This window comes from Streptomyces sp. NPDC057565 (assembly GCF_042801455.1).
GTDB classification, from domain to species: domain Bacteria; phylum Actinomycetota; class Actinomycetes; order Streptomycetales; family Streptomycetaceae; genus Streptomyces; species Streptomyces yanii.
In genome coordinates this window covers 1-17,441 of record NZ_JBHVFU010000017.1, presented here as the reverse complement: position 1 = coordinate 17,441, position 17,441 = coordinate 1, and the positions used below count along the sequence as shown (strand labels likewise).

The 17,441-nt window shown below is 69.7% G+C and carries 15 protein-coding genes and 3 pseudogenes; 9 read left to right on the top strand and 9 right to left on the bottom strand.

What is annotated here, in order from left to right; all coding sequences use genetic code 11:
* Positions 1-14 precede the first annotated feature (14 nt).
* Positions 15-507: pseudogene (locus tag ACFU8W_RS26655) on the top strand (site-specific integrase); the annotation flags it as partial.
* 48 nt (positions 508-555) lie between these two features.
* On the opposite strand, the gene ACFU8W_RS26650 reads toward ACFU8W_RS26655, so the two are convergent.
* A complete protein-coding gene (locus ACFU8W_RS26650) occupies positions 556-1,656 on the bottom strand; it encodes a barstar family protein (RefSeq protein ID WP_384041922.1) in 1,101 nt (366 codons plus the stop codon).
* Positions 1,657-1,822: 166 nt separating this feature from the next.
* A pseudogene (locus ACFU8W_RS26645) lies at positions 1,823-2,213 on the bottom strand (Tn3 family transposase); the annotation flags it as partial.
* 361 nt (positions 2,214-2,574) lie between these two features.
* Here ACFU8W_RS26645 and ACFU8W_RS26640 point away from each other — a divergent pair.
* Positions 2,575-3,657 carry a hypothetical protein gene (locus ACFU8W_RS26640; protein ID WP_384041919.1) on the top strand — a complete coding sequence of 361 codons (1,083 nt, stop codon included), beginning with the start codon at positions 2,575-2,577 and terminating at the stop codon, positions 3,655-3,657.
* A gap of 303 nt (positions 3,658-3,960) precedes the next feature.
* A complete protein-coding gene (locus ACFU8W_RS26635) occupies positions 3,961-5,370 on the top strand; it encodes a hypothetical protein (protein WP_384041916.1) in 1,410 nt (469 codons plus the stop codon).
* A 131-nt stretch (positions 5,371-5,501) separates the two neighbouring features.
* Here the strand turns inward: ACFU8W_RS26635 and ACFU8W_RS26630 are convergent.
* Positions 5,502-5,936: pseudogene (locus ACFU8W_RS26630) on the bottom strand (Tn3 family transposase); the annotation flags it as partial.
* A gap of 105 nt (positions 5,937-6,041) precedes the next feature.
* On the opposite strand from ACFU8W_RS26630, the gene ACFU8W_RS26625 reads away from it, so the two are divergent.
* Together ACFU8W_RS26625 and ACFU8W_RS26620 are read left to right on the top strand one after the other, a co-directional pair.
* The gene (locus tag ACFU8W_RS26625; RefSeq protein WP_384041913.1) at positions 6,042-6,716 is read left to right on the top strand and encodes a hypothetical protein; all 675 of its coding nucleotides are present in this window, start codon (positions 6,042-6,044) and stop codon (positions 6,714-6,716) included.
* A gap of 311 nt (positions 6,717-7,027) precedes the next feature.
* Positions 7,028-7,555, top strand: coding sequence for a hypothetical protein (locus ACFU8W_RS26620; protein ID WP_384041910.1), 528 nt, complete (start codon positions 7,028-7,030; stop codon positions 7,553-7,555).
* Here ACFU8W_RS26620 and ACFU8W_RS26615 read toward each other — a convergent pair.
* Together ACFU8W_RS26615 and ACFU8W_RS26610 are read right to left on the bottom strand one after the other, a co-directional pair.
* Complete coding sequence (locus tag ACFU8W_RS26615; RefSeq protein ID WP_384041907.1) at positions 7,494-8,084, bottom strand: DUF308 domain-containing protein; 591 nt, start codon at positions 8,082-8,084, stop codon at positions 7,494-7,496. The two genes, ACFU8W_RS26620 and ACFU8W_RS26615, sit on opposite strands and share 62 nt — an antisense overlap.
* A 44-nt stretch (positions 8,085-8,128) precedes the next feature.
* Positions 8,129-9,748 (bottom strand): tannase/feruloyl esterase family alpha/beta hydrolase, encoded by a 1,620-nt coding sequence (locus ACFU8W_RS26610; protein WP_384041904.1) that lies wholly within the window; start codon positions 9,746-9,748, stop codon positions 8,129-8,131.
* 481 nt (positions 9,749-10,229) lie between these two features.
* Here ACFU8W_RS26610 and ACFU8W_RS26605 point away from each other — a divergent pair, with 481 nt between their 5' ends.
* The gene (locus tag ACFU8W_RS26605; RefSeq protein ID WP_384041901.1) at positions 10,230-10,415 is read left to right on the top strand and encodes a hypothetical protein; all 186 of its coding nucleotides are present in this window, start codon (positions 10,230-10,232) and stop codon (positions 10,413-10,415) included.
* 194 nt (positions 10,416-10,609) lie between these two features.
* Here ACFU8W_RS26605 and ACFU8W_RS26600 read toward each other — a convergent pair whose 3' ends face one another.
* On the bottom strand, positions 10,610-11,038 hold the full coding sequence (locus ACFU8W_RS26600) for a hypothetical protein (RefSeq protein ID WP_384041898.1): 429 nt from the start codon (positions 11,036-11,038) through the stop codon (positions 10,610-10,612).
* Between the two features lie 120 nt (positions 11,039-11,158).
* On the opposite strand from ACFU8W_RS26600, the gene ACFU8W_RS26595 reads away from it, so the two are divergent.
* A complete protein-coding gene (locus ACFU8W_RS26595) occupies positions 11,159-11,698 on the top strand; it encodes a CGNR zinc finger domain-containing protein (protein ID WP_384041895.1) in 540 nt (179 codons plus the stop codon).
* A 72-nt stretch (positions 11,699-11,770) separates the two neighbouring features.
* Here the strand turns inward: ACFU8W_RS26595 and ACFU8W_RS26590 are convergent, their stop codons facing one another.
* Positions 11,771-12,244, bottom strand: a complete 474-nt coding sequence (locus tag ACFU8W_RS26590) for a DNA starvation/stationary phase protection protein (RefSeq protein WP_384041892.1) — start codon at positions 12,242-12,244, stop codon at positions 11,771-11,773.
* A 420-nt stretch (positions 12,245-12,664) separates the two neighbouring features.
* Positions 12,665-14,107, bottom strand: coding sequence for an aldehyde dehydrogenase (locus ACFU8W_RS26585; protein WP_345512152.1), 1,443 nt, complete (start codon positions 14,105-14,107; stop codon positions 12,665-12,667).
* 194 nt (positions 14,108-14,301) lie between these two features.
* Here ACFU8W_RS26585 and ACFU8W_RS26580 point away from each other — a divergent pair, with 194 nt between their 5' ends.
* A complete protein-coding gene (locus tag ACFU8W_RS26580; protein ID WP_384042281.1) occupies positions 14,302-14,853 on the top strand; it encodes a TetR/AcrR family transcriptional regulator in 552 nt (183 codons plus the stop codon).
* Positions 14,854-14,957: 104 nt separating this feature from the next.
* On the opposite strand, the gene ACFU8W_RS26575 is transcribed toward ACFU8W_RS26580, so the two are convergent.
* Positions 14,958-15,182 carry an RICIN domain-containing protein gene (locus ACFU8W_RS26575; protein WP_384041889.1) on the bottom strand — a complete coding sequence of 75 codons (225 nt, stop codon included), beginning with the start codon at positions 15,180-15,182 and terminating at the stop codon, positions 14,958-14,960.
* Between the two features lie 237 nt (positions 15,183-15,419).
* On the opposite strand from ACFU8W_RS26575, the gene ACFU8W_RS26570 reads away from it, so the two are divergent.
* On the top strand, positions 15,420-17,441 hold a 2,022-nt coding region (locus ACFU8W_RS26570; RefSeq protein ID WP_384042278.1), incomplete at its 3' end, for an AAA family ATPase.

Sequence of the window (17,441 nt, the reverse complement as noted above, 5' to 3'; positions counted from 1 at the left end):
CGACGGCCTCGGGCCTGGCCGGCCGCCGCTGCCCGGTGAAGTCCAAGGGCGCCCAGCCCAAGGTCCGCCGCCGCGGCGCCGCCCGCACCGACTACGTGCTGGAGACGGTGTTCTGGGACGCCGGCACCGCCCGGCTGCTGCCGCGTCTACTCAAGGGCCGCACCCGTGGGCCGGTGTTCGTCACCCACCGCCGTCCGGGCCCCGGCAAGGTGGTCAGCCCGCGCGACGTCTGCCCGGACACTGGGCTCGCCCGTCTCTCCTACGGGCAGGCCCGCGCGCTGCTTGATGAGCACACCGCGGTGCGCGGGCCGGGCACGGGCTGGGACCTGCACGAGTACCGCCATTCCGGCCTGACCCACCTTGGGTAAGGCCGGGGCCAGCCTGCTGATGCTGATGGCGAAGTCGCGGCACAAGAAGACGGAGAATGTCCGCCGTTACTTCAAGCCGTCGCCGGAGGCGATTGCCGAGGTCACCAGCCTGCTCGCGCCCGGCAACAGCAGGCGTTGAAGCCCGCTCAGCCTGTCTCTGAGTCGTAGTCGTTTCGGCGCATACGGCCTACCGGAGCATGACCGTGACGCCGCGCCGTTCGAGGAGTTGCACGATCTCCTCGAAGTAGGAGAGCTGACCCTCCGGATCCTCCACAACGTCCGCCAGTGCGCGGCGTGCAACTTCGGAGTCGTGCCAGGTCAGGGTGAACGGCGGGGCCACTCCGAAGCCACCGCACAGGCAGTCCTTGAAGGCGTTCCACTCCCGCCCAAAGTAGCGGCCAGGTCCGAGCAGGGCCTCGGCAATCGCGCAGTGCAGCCCGGGAACGTCCGTGACGAACCGGCCGTCGAGGTGGTACTCGCCGCCGGAGTGGTCCGGTCGGGGTGCGGGCACTCGCCAGGCACGGGTGGTGAGGTCCAGCCACGCGGCCCTGCCCCGCGAGTCGTACGGTGCCCACATGTTGGGCTCTGCCGACGGGCCTTGATACCAGTGCGCCCAGATTGGGCGGGCCGCCGGTGATGGCCGATCGTCTCCACCATCAGTGAGGGTGATGTCGACGAGCGTGCCGCCGAGCACGGATGGTCGCGCTCCGGTGATGGCCAGGCCCACGGTGCGGGAGGCCATCACGGCACCATGCCGATCCAGCACCAGGAGGTAGGCCCAGTCGCGCTCCGACCGACGAGGTCGCCGCAGCGCCGCGAGCAGGGGCTCCGCAGGCTCGCAGCCGATCAGCTCCATTGGAACGGGGGCCGGCTCCACTCGCGCCTTGAACAGGCCGTCAACGGCGGAGCACCGGCCTGCACTTGCCGCAGCGACCGTCGTTCCCGCGAAGAGCTCGAAGCGCGGTGCGGCAGGCAGTTCGAAGAAGCTCTCCTCGCTCCTGACGCCGGCGACGAGGACGATGTCGTACCGCTCCGGGTCGGCCGGATGGGGCTGATGAGCCACCACGACCGCATCGACGAGAGTCCACCACTGCACGGGCTTCTCGTCGTCCCAGACCTCGACGCACACGTCGCCCAGACTCCGTAGCGAGACATCGGGCTCGGCCATGACCTCGCTCAGGAGACCGTCGGGGCGGCATCCGCGGAGGGTGAGGATCTCCCGTGGCCGCGGGACCGGGTCGGCGAACAACCCTTCGACGCCGGCGCACCTCCCCCAGAGCTGTTCCACGCCATCGTCGTCCTCCTGAACCAGGAGGTACTTCACCGGAAAGCCCCGGTCCCACCTGACGTGATCTGCGATGTGCACCCAACCCCCGAACATGTGAGCAACCTTCGCGCCTACGATACGGACCCGCCTGGCCCGGGGAGGACGGAGGACGGTTGCTCGCCCACGATCACGTCTCGTCGGCGGCGCTCAGATCGCGCAGGGGCTGCAGGCCACCGGGCAGCTCAGGGAGTTGGAAGGAGTACCGGCCGAGCATGTTGACGTGGTGGCGCACGAACGGGGGAGAGCCGGGCCACGTCCTGGTCGCGGACGTCGAAGCCGTCGGCGCGGAGCTGGGCGACGGCTGCGTCCATGTACCGGGTGTTGAAGAGCACCAGAGCGTTGAGGACCAGGCCGAGCGCGCCGATCTGGTCTTCCATGCCGTCCTGGTAGTTCTGGTAGAGCTGCCCGGCTCGACCGTGGAAGATCTTCCGGGCGAGCGCGTGGCGGCCCTCCTGCAGATTGGCCTGCGTCTTGATCTGCCGCCGGTAGCCGGGCTCGTCGGCAAGCCGCAGGATGTGCCCCGCACACGTGCCGCAGCACGTCACAACGCAGCGAATCGGCCTGATGCGGCACTAAGGTCTCCGAGCAGAAGCGCGGACAGCACTGGCCCGAACTGCGCGCGAGGTCGCAGCTCAGCAGGCGGAGGCCTCTCCAGTCTCGGGCGCCTCCTCCGGTGGAGCCGTACGAGCGCGGCGGCGTTGAGCGCGCAACGCGACCAGCCTCTCGTGGTCCTGCGGCTCGGCCAGACTCTCGCTGAGGGGGCCAGAAGCGAAAGCAACCGCACCGGGCCTTCCACCCGCCGCATCCGCCTCCGCTGTGACGTCCTACGATGCGTCAGTCCTCCGGCGGATCCGGATCATCGTGCGGCAAGGGAAGTCCATGCGCCTGTCCAGCTACATCAGAAAGGCCGCCATGGGCGCGGCGGCAATACCCCTCCTCGCCGGGTGCACGGGGGAACAGGGCGCGGGCGGGGCCGTGGAGCGAGCCGCGGAGAGGCCTGCCTCCTGGACGGACCTGCCGGTGCGGACCGGCGCACGGGACGTCGTCCACACGGACACCGACCACCGGTCGTACGAGGTCAGGGTCACGGTCAAGAGCCTGGTCCGGGGTTCGAAGGAGGACATGCGGGGGGCGCGCGTGGACGAGGAGCTGAAGGGCATGGTCCCCCACTACCTCACCTTCAAGGTCACCAACACCGGCCGGAAGAAGATCCCCGCCGCCTACATGGTGGACAGCAACTTCGCCCTGAACGGCACCGACTGGGCGCGCGGGGAGGAGGTCTACGTCAGCGGCGGCAGGCCGGGCGGGGTCGACCTGCCCTGCGCGGACACCGCGCCGAAGACGCTGGCGCCCGGCGACTCGTACAGCACCTGCGTGACCTACGCGTTGCCCAAGGGCGTCGGCGTGCTGTCGCTGACGCACAACGCCGACGGCTACCTCGACGAGGGCGGCGCGGTCGCCACCTGGCCCGTCGAGGGCGGCCTCGAGGCGGCGTCAGCAGGGCTGGCGGAGCCGGGCGACATCGTCCGCGTCCGGTGGGACGCCCGCGAGGACGGCGTCCTCGAACTGCCCGCCACGCTGGTTTCCGTACGCCGGGGCAGCGCGGCCGACCTCGCGGGCCTGGACCTCGACCTCAACGAGAACGAGCGACGCGGCGTCCCGTACTACGTGTCGGTCACCTACACCAACACCGGGCCGAAAGACCTCTACGCCGACCAGGCCGACCGCGTCCGCCTGCTCACCGAAGGCGGTCGGCAGATACGGGGGAAGGCCCCCTTCGTCTTCGACACGAAGATCCCCGGCTGTCCGTCCGACTGGGTCGCCCGGATGATCCCGCCGGGCGACAGCGTGACGGAGTGCAGCATCCACCTGGTGACGGACGACGGCGACAAGCCGTTCGCGGTGGGTTTCGCGGAGGCGGGCCGGCCGGGACTGGTGGCCTGGCGGGCCCCCCTCCACTGAGGCGGCCGGGTCAGGCGGCCGACCTGCCGCCCGTCTCCGCGAGCGGCAGGTGCACACGGTTGCCCGCCGCCGCGTACTCCTTCGACTTCTCCAGCATCCCCGCCTCGATCTCTTCAGCCGTCGAGCCCTCGTCACCACCGAACTGCTCTGTGAATAAGCGGGGACGGGCCGCTGTCGATCACGGTGTACGGTGCCGGCCGGGTGCCGAGCCTTCAGGAAACCAAGGTTTTTTGACGCCTGCCCTCCCGTGCGATGGCTCCGACGTGCGGGCCGTGTCGGTGGTGAGGGCTAAGGTGCGCTGTTGTGGACGCTGCTGATCTTGACTACCGGGCCCGAACGTTGACGGGCTGCATTCCTCCGCTGCTGGTGGCGCGGCTTCTCGAACTCGGTCATGAGCGGGAAGTGGAGTTTCAGGCCGGCCGCGGGGAGTGGTTCTGCGCGCTGGAGTGGGCACGGCTGCTCGGGCATCGGGGCCGGCGCGAGCAGGCGTTGGAGGTGCTCGCTCCGTACATCGCCACGAACTGGTGGCCGGCGTCCCGAGCCCGGGCGGAGCTGCTGGAGGGCTGGGGTCGGGTGGATGAGGCGATCGCGCTGTCCCGCCCGTACGCGGAGGCCGGTGACCGGCTGGCGCTGGTCTTCTTCGCGCGCCTGCTGGCCCGTCACGGCCGCAGCGGCGAGGCGTTCATGCTGCTGCGCGCCGGGGTCCAGGACGGGTTCCTCGCCGAGTGCCTGGTCGACGTCGCCGAAGCGGCGGGCATGGACGAGGAAGCGGCGGCCCTGTTGGAGGCCCGGGTAGAAGCGGCGGTCCCCGCTTGCAGCGACCCGGACTGCAACAACCTCCGGATGGAACCGTTCAACGCAGTCGGTCTGCTCGCCACGATCAGGGAACGCCAGGGCCGGATCGAGGAGGCGATCGCCCTGCTGCACACCCGCGAGGTCACCTCCGTCAACGGCCGTGGCCAGCTGCTCACCTCCGTCTACAACCGTGACCAGCTGGCCGACCTGCTGGCCAGGCATGGTCGGATCACGGAACTGCGTGCGTACGCGGCGTCCGGGCACTACGGGCGCGCCGTGCAGCGTCTTGCCGAAGTGCTGGAGGAAGGCGGTGACGTGGAAGGCGCGATCGCCGCCTACCGCACGTTCGGTGCTACGCCGGAAGGTACGTGGCATGTGGCTGTATCACTGTCCGAGCTCCTGGTCCGGCACGGACGGGGCGACGAGGCGATCGAGGTGATGCGCGCGCTCGCCGAACGGCCCGGCGGCGCGGAGGACTGGATTGTCCACACTCTTTGCACCCTGTACGCCGACCACGGCCGGCCTCGGGACGGTCTGGCCCACCTCGATGCCCTCAAGGCGCGAAGCGGCGGCAAGGAGGAATGGGAATTCTTCCGGATGCGGCTTCCGCTCATGGCCGACTGCGGCCTGCTCGATGAAGCGATCGAGCAGGCGCGGGCGCACCCCGAGGGCGACACCTGGTACGCGGCCTGGGCCCTGTCCGACGTGCTCGCCGAAGCCGGCCGCACCGAGGACGCCGCCGCAGTCCTCGAACAGCACTCGACATCCGACGGCCCTCTCTATGCCGGGCGCCTCATTGACCTCGGCCGCATCGAAGACGCTGTACGAGTCCTCCAGCAGCCGAGGACCGAACCGATCACACCCGCGTGGGACGGTGACGCCTGGGACGGCGCCTACTGCACCGAACCACCGTTCTGACAGCTCGGGCTGGGTAGGTGCCATGTCTCCACCGCGCGTCGCGGGCCGGTTCAGTCGTTGCCCTCGTCGTCTTCGACGGCGTCCGGGTCCCGAAGAGGGCGCAGGCCGTGGCCAGGCCCGCTGGCCTTGATGTTGAACAGGTAGCGGGCCAGGCGGTGGCGGGACTCCTGCACGGTCAGCTGCCGGTTCATCAGTCGGCGGTAGGTGTCGTCGACCGGGTCGACCAGGGCAAGCAGGTGCATGGTCTTGTCGATCCGCCCGTACTCGGCGAATGCGGCGCCGAGCGGGGTCGGGTGGCCCTCGCGGCCGAACATTCGCAGCAGGTCGTAGGCGCGGACCTGGTTCGTGATGAGCGACCCGGCGACGCGGAGCATGTCCGGCCAGTGCGTGGCGATCCGCTTGAGGTTCACCTTGTTGCACGCGACGGCCTCCAGCGGCCCGTACCCGGCGGCCTGCGCCTCCCCATCGGGCAGGTCGGCCCGCCAGAACCTCTGGTCCGCGAGGTCGCTGAAGCGCGGGGCGAAGCGGAAGCCGAGCATCTTATACAGACCGAAGGCCATGTCAGAGTTTATGTAGACAGTTCAAGTTGATCATCCTTCGGCGTGTTGTGAGGCTGGGGCGGCTATGGGGCCAGTGGGGCGGGTGCCAGTGGGCCCCGCTTGGATAGCTGCGTGTCAGTGCATGAAGTGATCAAGCAGCTGCCTGCCATCGCGGTTGTCCGCGATCGGTCCAAGGCCCTGGCGATGCTGGACGCCGTTCTGAGCCCTGAGTGGGAGTGGAGGTACTACTCCTTCGATTCCCGCTGGTCGCCGGGCGAGGAGATGGCCTCAATGAAGGACGGCGCCGGCAACGACTACGCCATCGTGTTCTCCGCCGCTGGGGTGTATGCCCAGGCGTGCGACCACGAGTCGCCGATGTCCGCGTATCGCGTTTCGCCCCCGGAGCTCTGGCCTGGGCTCTTCGACTCGGTCCCGGACGTCTTCCGTCCCTATGTTGACGAGCCCGCCTTCGCCGACCACAACGGACTGCCCCGAGCGACCGTCTGCTTCTGGTGCGAGAGCTCCGACAGCCAGTGGAAGTGCGGCGAAGTTCAGGTGCCGAACGAGGACATGGAAGACGCCGATGGTGCCGAGTGGCTGTTCGATGTGCTCATCGCGGGCAGTACCGAGGCCTACCGGGAGTTCGCCGAGGAGGTCTACGAGGTCACGCTGGACCCGGCCGCGGTCCAAGCGGTCTTTGATCTCACACCGCTGACCCAGGAGATCGTCTCGGCGCTGAACCCGGAAGTGACACGTGGTGATCTGGCCAAGGACATCGCTCAGATCGGTTACCCGACGACCGAATGAGCGCCGGTGGCCGGCGTGACGGGGCTGGCCATCTCGCACTTCAGGCAGGCGGGCCAAGGCGGGATTCCTCCAGGGCGTCGGTGGGGTCTTCGAGGGGCTGGCCGAGCCTTTCGACCTGGCTGTGTGTGCGAGGCGAGGCCGACTGGTACCAAGCGCCTGCTCTGCGGCGGGAACTGACGGCGCGGGACGGGTCTCGGGCATGGTGTGAAGGACCGGTCCGCCGACGCGAGCCCGTCCGTGCGAAGCGCCTGCTCCGAGCCCATGCCCTGGCCCGCGCCGATGCCACACGCGGAGCCCCACTGGACTTCGCCTTGCTGGCCGCCTGGCAACGCGAGGTTCTCGGCGAAACAGAGGCGCCATTCCGCGCGAGCGACGCCTATGCGAAGGCCGGCCGCGAGCGCTACGGCCTGACCCCGCGCACCCAGGCTGACTTTGCCGCCTGCCTGCGTGAGGCGACCGGCACGGAGTTCCCGCTGGCGGCCCGTGCGGCCCGCGCGTACCTCGACGTGGCGTTCTTCCACCCCTTCACCGACCGCAATGCCCGCGCGGCCCTGCTGACCTTGGTCCACGTCTTGGCCCGCGAGGACATCGTGCTTCCGCAGGTCGGCCCTCTCCAGATCACCCGCTATGCGGACGATCCGGCGGGCGCCGCCGACCTGGCCACTCTCATTGGCGTACTACCGCGTCGCCTGACGGCCTGGCCCGTCCGGAACGACGCGAAGTCCCGGCCCGCGCCACAGGGCGCGGGCCGGGACGGCACCGGGAGGGTATGGCGGGTCAGACGGCCCGGGTGCGCAGCTGCCGGGTCTTCCAGCCCAGCAGCGCGGCCTGGGCGATGAAGAACACCCCACCGCCCGTGGCGTAGACCGACAGCACGTCGAGCGACGGATCGTCGCCCGCGGCCTGGATGTTGTAGAAGACGCCGACGAGGAAGGACAGTCCGCCCGCGATCAGCATCGGCCACTGCTTGCCCAGCTCGGGGCCGCGGCGCCGGAACCCGACGACCACCTGAGCCGCGCCGGAGAGAACGGCCCAGGCACCGAACACGTGGAGCACCGGCGCCACACCGCCGGCGCCGGCGATGCCGACCGCAGCGGCGGCGAGCGTGCTCAGCACCCCGTTGAACGCCGTGACCCGGCGCTCCGACCCGTCGGGCAGGGCCCGGTAGTCGATCAGCGAGGACACCGCGTCGATCAGCGGGTAGACGACCAGCAGCGTGATCGCCACGGCGTCGATGTCCTCGTGGGCTCCGGCGAACGCCAGGGCCCACGCCACGGCGAGGACGCCACGGCCCAGGTACAGCCTCAGCAGGGATGAGCGTCCGTCCGTCACCGCCGGGTCCGACGGCGTCGAGGTCTGCGTACTCATGATGGTTCGGCCTTTCTCAGGTCAGCGGGTCGTCGGCGGCGCGGTCAGTGCTGGAACGGGGCGACGCACCGGAAGCTGGAGGCGGCGTCCGGGTCGCCGTAGCCCTTGTAGCGGGAGACCTGGGGGTAGCTGCACAGGTCGCGGTCGACCTGCTCATTGGCGGAGTTGATCAGCGTGGCGGGCAGCGTCTGGGGCGCCTTGCCGTGCTCGACCCAGGCGGTCAGGGCTGCGAGGCCGTCGGCCGAACCGTCACCGCCGTTGAGACCGCAGTGGTTGGTGCCCGGGGCGAGGAAGAGGCGGTAGAAGTCGTCGACCTTCTTCGAGCCGCCCATCTCCCGTTCGACCTGCTTGCGGTACTGCACCGTGCCCTGGGTGGGGATGTACTGGTCGTCCTGGCCGTGCCAGGTCAGGAGCTTGCCACCGGACGCGCGGAAGTCGGACAGGTCCGGGTCGTCCGTGCCGATGATCTCGTCGTACTCGGCCTCGGACTGCTTGAACAGCTCCGTGAACTGGCTGTAGGTGATCGTCGAGACGTCGAAGGACGGCTGCTTCTTCAGCCACGACGACACCCAGAACTGGGGCACCGGGAAGGGCACGCCCTTGACGTTGCCGTCGGCGTCGGGGTCGGAGGTACCCGCCAGCGCCGGCAGATCGGCCCCGACCGGGACGCCGGACCACAGCTTCTCGCCCGAGGTGGTGCGCGGGCCGTCCCAGATCTTGCGGACCACAGCCGCGTCGGCCGCGGTGATGGTCAGCTCCTTGCCCTTGCACACGACCTTGGTGCCGATCAGGCGGCGGGGGTCGAAGTCGCACCGCGCGGAGTCGTTGACCAGGCCGTCCTTGACACCGTCGAGCGAGTCACATGCCTTGACGGCGGCGTCGGTGAAGGCAGTGAGTTCGCAGGGGGCCGGGTAGGTCTTCTCGTTGTTCATGACGACCTGCGGCCACAGGGTGGCGACCTCGAACTCGTCCCAGTTGACGGCGGGGGCGTCGGCGAGGATGCCGTCGAAGTCGTCGGGGTAGCGCTGGGCCTCCATGTAGCCCTGGCGTCCACCGGTGGAGCAGCCGGTGAAGTAGGAGTAGGAAGCAGGCTTGGCGTAGGCCGAGGCGATGACCTGCTTGCCGACGACGGCCGCCTCGTGCTGGGAGCGGGAGGCGAAGTTGTTCAGCAGCGCGGTGTTGACCTGCCCCTTGGCGTCCAGCGCCCAGCTGACGTCCACGGCGTCACCGACGCCGGCGTCGGTGCTGGTCGCGGCGTAGCCGTTCTTGACCGCGGTGCCCAGACCGACACCGTTGTCCCCGGCGAGATAGGCGCTGCCTCCGAGCGCCTGGAAGCGGCCGTTCCAGCCCTGTTCGGGCAGCCACGTCCGCACCTTGGCGTGGTCGTCGTCGCCCGGGTGGGTGAGGGTGACGGTCACCTCGCAGAAGGCGGGGACACCGGAGACCGTCCCGCCCAGGACCCCGGTGCCGTCGATGGTGCCGCCCGCCTGGCGGACCGCCGTCACGGACTCCACCTCGGTACCCGCCGGGGCCTTCACCGGCACGGTGCTGCAGCTGACCGGCGTGGACGCGGCGGCGTTCTGGGGTTCCGCCGACGCGGTCGGCAGGTACACCGCCGCAGCCAGCGGCACACCGGCCGCGAGGACAGTCAGAAGTCGTCTCATGGGTATCCATCCAAGAAGTTAGGGGTGCCTGGCCGCATGGCGACACATGTGTACGGCAGAGGAGCAGGACAGCGGGCCGGGGCGACGGGCTCACCCGCGGACGATGTCCGCGTGCATGCCTCCGTGACCCGGGTGTGCGACCCGAGGCAGCCTCGGGTTCGCCGAAGACCGATCAGACCGTATCACCGGTTAGGGCGGTGACGAAAGAGGGGTGGGCTTGAATTCGGGTGAGTCGACGGCAGGACGCCACCGACCCCCCGGTTCCCACTCTGGGCTCGCATCAGGCCCTCGACAACAGTCAGTTGACGGTCCACGTCCACGGATTCCCATCCTTGGCCCGCGACGGACGTGAACAGGATCGGCCGCGACACCTCGACACCATCCCCCACCCACCCTTGTGATCCGGGTCCGAAACATGATCCGAGGGACAGCCACTGACATACGTGTATCTTCAGCGGAACACGCCGCAGACCTGGCACACATGGCCCGGCGAACAGAGACATCGACGAACACGTATACACGGCGGACACCGGCCGCGCACCGAACACCGCCGAGAAGTGGGGGTGCGCACCGCGGCTACACCCAGTCCGACACCGCCGCCTACGACCCGGCGGCGGCCGAGCGGCACTGGAGGGAGCTGCTCGCCCGCTTCGCCCGCGCCCTCTGAGGACGCGGCGACATCCGGGCGCCGACGGGGGACCCTGTCGCGCGACCCGAGGACCCACAGCAACCTGAGGACCCTCAGGGCACCCGTCCCCCACTCCCCGATCGATGGAGGCGCCGGCCACGCACATGGCCGGCCCTCGCGAGGTGAGCCCCGCCGCTGCGGTGACCCTGGGGACTTGAGGCAGCGGGAGCGGGTCAGTTGGCTTGCAGGGGGCCCGCGAAGGACTTACGCAGGGACGAGGGAGCGACGACGGGGAGCAGCGAGGCGAGGATCTTGCCCTTGAGCGTGCTCGGCTGCCGCGTCAGCTCGACGTCGACCCGGGTTCCGTCGGCCTCGGGGGTCATCCGGAAGACCCAGCCGCCACCGGCTCCGAAGAGCTTGGAGTCAAGAGTGGTGATGGTGACCGTGTCACCTCCCGGCGTCCACTCGTAGCGCGCGCGCTCCCAGGCGGCGGCGGTGCCCTCGGTTACCTCTGCCCAGGTGTCGCCGAGTTCGTGGACCTCGAAGTGTCCGGCGTCGATCGTGGGCCAGGCTTCCGCCCGGGAAGGGCCGAAGTCGGTCAGCACTCCCAGTACGTCCTTCGGGCTGAGCGTGGAGACGAGGTGGAACCGTACGACTGCCATGGGGCTTTCCTCACCAAGAAGTAACTGTTCTGACCGGTGACGAAAGATTCCCACGCACCTTCGTCACCTGTCAAGACGGTTACTCTTGAGGTGTGTTCAGCCACCTGCCAGGAGGGTCATGTGAGACATGTGTTTCCGTGCAGGACGCCCGCCCTCGACTTCGTGGGCACCTTGCAGGCGCGTCGCCGGCAGACTCCCGACGAACGGATCGGCTCCCCCGGGCGACTCGACGCCTGGTTCGTGCAGTCCGGGCTGCTCGATAAGGAACCTGGTTCCGACGCGGCTGACCTGCGCGCGGCTCTGGCCCTGCGGGAGGCGATCTACTCGCTGGCCCGGGCCCGAATCGACGGCCGCCCCCTGCCCGCCGGGGCGGTCACCACGGTGAACCGGCAGGCCGCCGGAACGCCGGTGGCGACGTTCCTGTGCCCCGGAGGCGCGAGACGTCTCGGTACCGCCTCCCAGGCCCTGACCGATCTCGCCCGCGAGGCTGTCGAGGTCTTCGCGGGCGAGGAGTCAGCCCTGTTGCGTGAGTGCGGACACCCCGACTGCACACAGGTCTACCTCGATCGCTCCCGGGGCCGCAGGAGGGAATGGTGCGCGATGAGAACCTGCGGGAACCGCGCCAAGGCAGCGGCTCTGCGGGCGCGTCGTCGGCGTTGAGAGCGCCGCACTCCGGACTGCCACGCACACGTGCCCCGCAGGGCGGTACACCCGCTGCGGGGCACGCGCTCCTCAGGTCCGGTTCTCGGCCTGGAACATCCAGCTCTGCTTCTCCAGGTCGGCGGTCAGCCCGATCAGCAGATCCTGGGTCACCGCGTCCGCCGGGCCCGTCTCCTCGATGCGTCCCCGTACCCGTTCGACGACCGCGGAGAACGTCCGCACCAGTGCTTCGACGGTGTCGACGTCCTTCGTCCAGCCGGACGGGAAGGCAGGCACACCGCTGGTCTCCGCGATGGTGGCGGCCCGTCCGTCCGGGCTGACCCCCAGGGCGGCAGCACGTTCGGCCACGGTGTCGGCGTAGAGGCGTGCGGAGGTGACGACCTCGTCGAGCTGGAGGTGAACGGAGCGGAAGCGCGGGCCGTACAGGTTCCAGTGCGCCTGCTTGGCCACGAGGGAGAGGTCGAGCAGGTCGACGAGGGTCGCCTGCAGGGCTCTTCCCGCGATCTCGCGTTCTCTGTCCGGCAGCGGGCTGGTGATGATCGTCATGGGGTGTGGTTCCTTTCCCGGTTGTCGCCAACGTCCCCATTGTCGAGACCACCGGGCGTGCCGTGGATCAGTTGTTTGACTGTCACCCGGCAGGACCGGAACGCGCGGCACCCGGTGTGCGAGGGTGGCCCAGGGACCGGAGGGACCGCGTTCGCGGCGGGATCCGTGGCACGTTCCAGCACCTCGGTCAGCATGGACGCCGCAGCGGTCGTGGTCATGGCTTTGGGGCGGCCGAGCGCCACCGGCACAGTCAGATGACTGATTCCGGCACGGGGCGCGCCGCACTGACCGTGCCGCGGTGAGCGGCATCGCCGCTGACGGACACCGCCGGTGGACAGTGGACAGCCGGAAACGCCGCCGACGGCGGCGGGTGGGCGAGCCCACCTGCCGCCGTCGGCGGATCGGTCTGTGTCTGCCGGGTCAGATGGTGATGGTCTTGTACTCGGTGTAGGTGCCGAGGCCGACGGCGCCGTATTCGCGGCCGATACCGCTGGCCTTGAAGCCGCCGAACGGACCATCGAAGGCGACGGAGGCGCCGTTGACCGTGATGGTGCCGGTGCGGACGCGGCGGGCGACCGCCAGGGCGTGGGCCTCGTCGGAGGACCAGACGCCGCCGGAGAGGCCGTATTCGGAGTCGTTGGCGATGCGGACGGCGTCGTCCTCGTCGTCGTAGGCGATGACGACCAGGACCGGGCCGAAGATCTCCTCCTGCGCGATCCGCATGGAGTTGTCGACGTCGGCGAAGACGGTGGGCGTGACGTAGTTGCCCTTCTCCAGGCCCTCGGGGATCTGCGGACCGCCGGTGACCAGACGGGCGCCCTCCTCGATGCCGAGCTGGATGTAGTTGCGCACCCGCTCCTGCTGGTCGGGGCGGATCATCGGGCCGATGAAGGTGTCCGGGTCATTGGGGTCCCCGACCTTCAACGACTCCACCAGTTCCTTCAGCCCGGCCACGACCTCCTCGTACCGGCTGCGCGGGGCGAGGATCCTGGTCTGGGCGATGCACGACTCGCCGTTGTTGAGCAGGGAGCCGAACTTCAGGCCCGCGACGGCCTTCTCGATGTCGGCGTCGGGGAGGATGATCGCGGCGGACTTGCCGCCCAGCTCCAGGCTGACGCGCTTGAGCTGCTCACCGGCGATCGAGGCGATGCGGCGGCCGGCCCGCGTCGAACCGGTGAAGGCGATCTTGTCGACGTCCGGGTGGGAAACCAGGTATTCGCTGGTCTCCCGGTCGGCGGGAAGGACACTGATCACGCCTTCCGGCAGACCCGCCTGCTCCAGCAGCTCGGCCAGGAAAGCCATGCTCAGCGAGTTCTCCGGGGACACCTTGAGAACCACGGAGTTGCCGGCGAGCAGTGACGGGATGATCTTCGAAGTGGCCGAGGAGAACGGCGAGTTCCACGGGATCACCGCGGCCACGACACCCACCGCCTCGCGGCGGACCACACTGCGCACCGGGGAAGCCGGGTCGGAGGGGACCAGGGTCTCCTCCCAGCCGAACTCCTCCGCCGCCTTGAGGTAGGCGTTCGCCTGCCGGGTCAGACCGGGCTGTCCGGCCCGGGTGAACCATCCGGCCGAGCCGTTCTCCAGCGAGATCAGGTGGGCGACCTTCTCCGCGCTCTCCTCGCGCAGAGCGTTGAACCGCCGCAGGACCGCGATCCGCTCCGCCGGCGGGGTCAGCCGCCACACACCTGCCTCGAACGAAGCGCGCGCCGCCGCCACCGCGCGGTCGATGTCTGCCGGCCGGGCCTGTGCCACACGGCCGATCGGCGACTGGTCGTGCGGCGAGGCGATGTCGAGCAGCTCAGGGTCGCTCGGCTCGACCCAGGAACCCCCGATGAAAAGCCGGTCGTAGGTGATCATGTGCGTGCTCTCTTCCGGTGCTCTCGGTCTGTTTGAACGACTCGTTCAACTGCCACTTCAATGTAGCACTTCCATTCGTTAGCTACACATAAGCGTAGAGAGAAAGTCTCTATATTCCACTTCATCGTTACTCTTGACTCATGAGAGCCGACGCAGCGCGCAACCTGGAAGCCGTCCTGACCACCGGGGCCCGCATGCTCGCCGCCGATCCGGGCGCGAGCATCGCGAGCATCGCCACCGAAGCGGGCGTGGACCGACGCACCGTCTACCGACGCTTCGCCTCCCGCGAGGAACTCCTCGCCGCGATCTACGAATCCCGCGTGACCGCCATCGAAGAAGCCATCCAGGACGCACGCCTGCGCGAAGCACCCGTCACCGTCGCCCTGCACCGCTACGTCGAAAACATCATCACCGTCAACCGCACCTGGCCCGTCGACCTCACCCGCATGCTCGCCCACGACACCGTCCGCAACCGCCGCGACGCATGCGTCGAGGAAGTCGACACCTTCCTCCAACGCGCCACCCACGAAGGCCTCCTACGCCCCGACCTCCCCCACAGCTGGGCAAACGCCCTGCTGGTCGAACTGGTGACACTCGCGCCGCATCAGCAGTCGCATCTGAGCCCCGGGCGGGCGGCCGACGTCGTGGTCGACACGCTTCTGCGTGGCCTCGGCACTCTGCGCCGGCAGTCGCCGCATCCGACGGAGGACGGGCAGCCGTCGGATGCGTGGGACCGGTTCACCTGACGGCTGCGAGAACCCGCTCCGGACTCTCGACTCTCGACGACAAGAAACACCGGGCCGGGCAGGACATGCATCCCGCCCGGCCCGGCGCCGGTGTGAGCAGTCCGTCAGGCGGGGAATTTCCAGAGCTGGTTGGCGCTGGACGCGCGGGTCCAGATCTGGAGCTTGGTGCCGTTGGCCGAGCTGGGACCGGCCGCGTCCAGACACTTGCCGGACCGTGTGGCCACCAGCGAACCGTTCGACTGCGCCGCCCACTTCTGCGACGCCGCACCCGTGCACGTGGACAGTTGCACCTGCGTACCGTCCACCACCGCAACACGCGCGACCGTCATGCGCGTGCCCAGCACCCGCAACGTGAGTCAGCGGCCACCGTCCAGGACTGACCACTGGCACCGGAACGGCCCAGGGCGGGCCGTCCGGCGTGCGCCGCCGCCACGGGCGAGCGGAACCCGCGCCTGCCGCACGGGGCACCGCAAGGTCGACCCTGCGCACACATATGCTCCAGTATGAACACACGTGGCTGGTCCGGTGACGAGGGGAGTGGGGGCGCCGTGGAGTCACACGTGACGATGATCGGCCGAGACGACGAGAGGGGGCGGCTGTCCGCGTTCGTGACGGCCGCCGAGGGGCAGGCACTCGTCCTGCGGGGAGAGACCGGGGTGGGTAAGAGCGCCCTGCTCGACCATGCCGCGCGACTGGCGGCGCGGGCGGGCCAGGAGGTGATCCGGGCCGTCGGCGTGGAGGCCGAGTCCGGGCTGCCCCTCGCCGGTCTGCACCAGTTGCTGTACTCCCTGCTGCCCGCCGTCGACGGCTTGGACCAGGTGCACCGTACCGTGTTCGACGCCGCCTTCGGGCGGGGCACCGGCAAGCCACCTTCGGTCATGTCGCTCGGCATCGCCGCCCTGGACCTGCTGTCCCTGGCCGCCTCGACCAGGCCACTCCTGCTGCTCCTCGACGACGGCCAGTGGCTGGACGCCGCCAGCATCGCGGTGATCGGGTTCGCAGGGCGCAGGCTCACCGGCAGTTCCGTGAAGCTCGTCGTCGGGCTGCGTGGCGACGTGCCGTCCGGCTTCGACACCGCCGCCCTGCCAGAACTTCCGGTCAGGGCCCTCCCGGACGAGGAAGCGCGGCGGCTGCTGGACCTGCGCCACCCCGGCCTCGCTCCCCAGGTCCGTCGCCTGGTGCTGGACCGGGCCCAGGGCAACCCGTTGGCACTGCTCGAACTGCCCGTCCATCTGAGCGGCGCGCACGCAGAGGTCGCGGCGGCGGAGTCCCTCGGACTGCGAGACACGCCCCTGCCGCTGCCCCGACGCCTCCAGCATGTGTACCGCACCCGTATCGACAAGCTCAGCGCCGACGTCCGTGAGGAATTGCTGCGCGGCGCCCTGGACGGTGTCGGCGCGGCACCGGGTTCGAGGCCCGCACCCGGTCAGCGGCAGTACCGCATGCGTGACGCGCACGAGGCGGTGGCGGCCGGCCTGCTGGACATCGCCCCCGTCAGCGGCGACTTCGTGTTCCGGCACCCGCTGATCCGTTCCACCGTGGTGCAGACGGCCACGCCCAATCAGCGCCGGGCCGCCCACGCGGTCCTCGCCGACGTGCACCGCGACGACATCGAACGGCGTGCCACACATCTGGCGGCCTCGGTGATCGACCCCGACGAGGAGATCGCGAACACATTGGAGGCGGCGGCGGATTCGGCGACCCGGCGCGGCGGCGCGGTGGCCGCCGTGACCTGGCTGACCCGGGCCGCGGAGCTGAGCGATAGCCGCGAGGAGCGCTCCCGCAGGCTCGGCGACGCGGCCTTCGTCGCGGGCCACGCCGGTCTCTTCGACCAGGCGCAGCGGCTCGTCCGCTCCGACCTGGCAACGGGGACCGACGATCCCCCGGCCGCCGTGGTCACCTCGGCCTCCATGGCGCTCTTCGAGGACGGGGACGTACGGCTCACGCACCGCCGGGTGTCGGCGACGATCGCGAGCCTGCGCGACCGTGCGCCGGACCAGGCGTCCGACATGCTCACACGGCTGGTGAACCTGCTGCTCGCGATCGATCAGTACGCCGGTGACCCGGCCCAGTGGGAGGAGACCCGCGAACTGCTCGGCTCCCTGGGCCCGCTGGTCCCGTCCCGCTCCCTCGTCTACCGCGACGCGTGGGGCGACGTGGTCCGGCACGGTGCGGGTGTGCGCGAGCGGGTGGAGCGTGAGTTCACGAACCTTGCGGGCATGGAACCGTGGGACATCAGCCGACTGGGGGTCGCCGCCTACCACGTGGACACCCTTGGCCAGTACCGGCGCCATCTCCAGCACACCGTGGACCGCGAGGCCGAAACCGGCTTCGTGCGCAACAGCATGACGGCATCGCACCTGATCATGCTGGACCAGATCGCGGTAGGTGAGTGGGACGAGGCCGAGCGGACCGGACAGCGTTGCCTGGAACTGACGACGTCCCACGGATATCTGCTGCTCGCGCATCACACCCGCGCGTATCTGGGTCTGTTGGCCGCTCTGCGGGGCGAGGCGGACCGGGCACGGGAACTGCAGGCCATGGTCGACACCTGGGCCCGCCCCCGCGGCGTCGGCTTCCTCACCCAG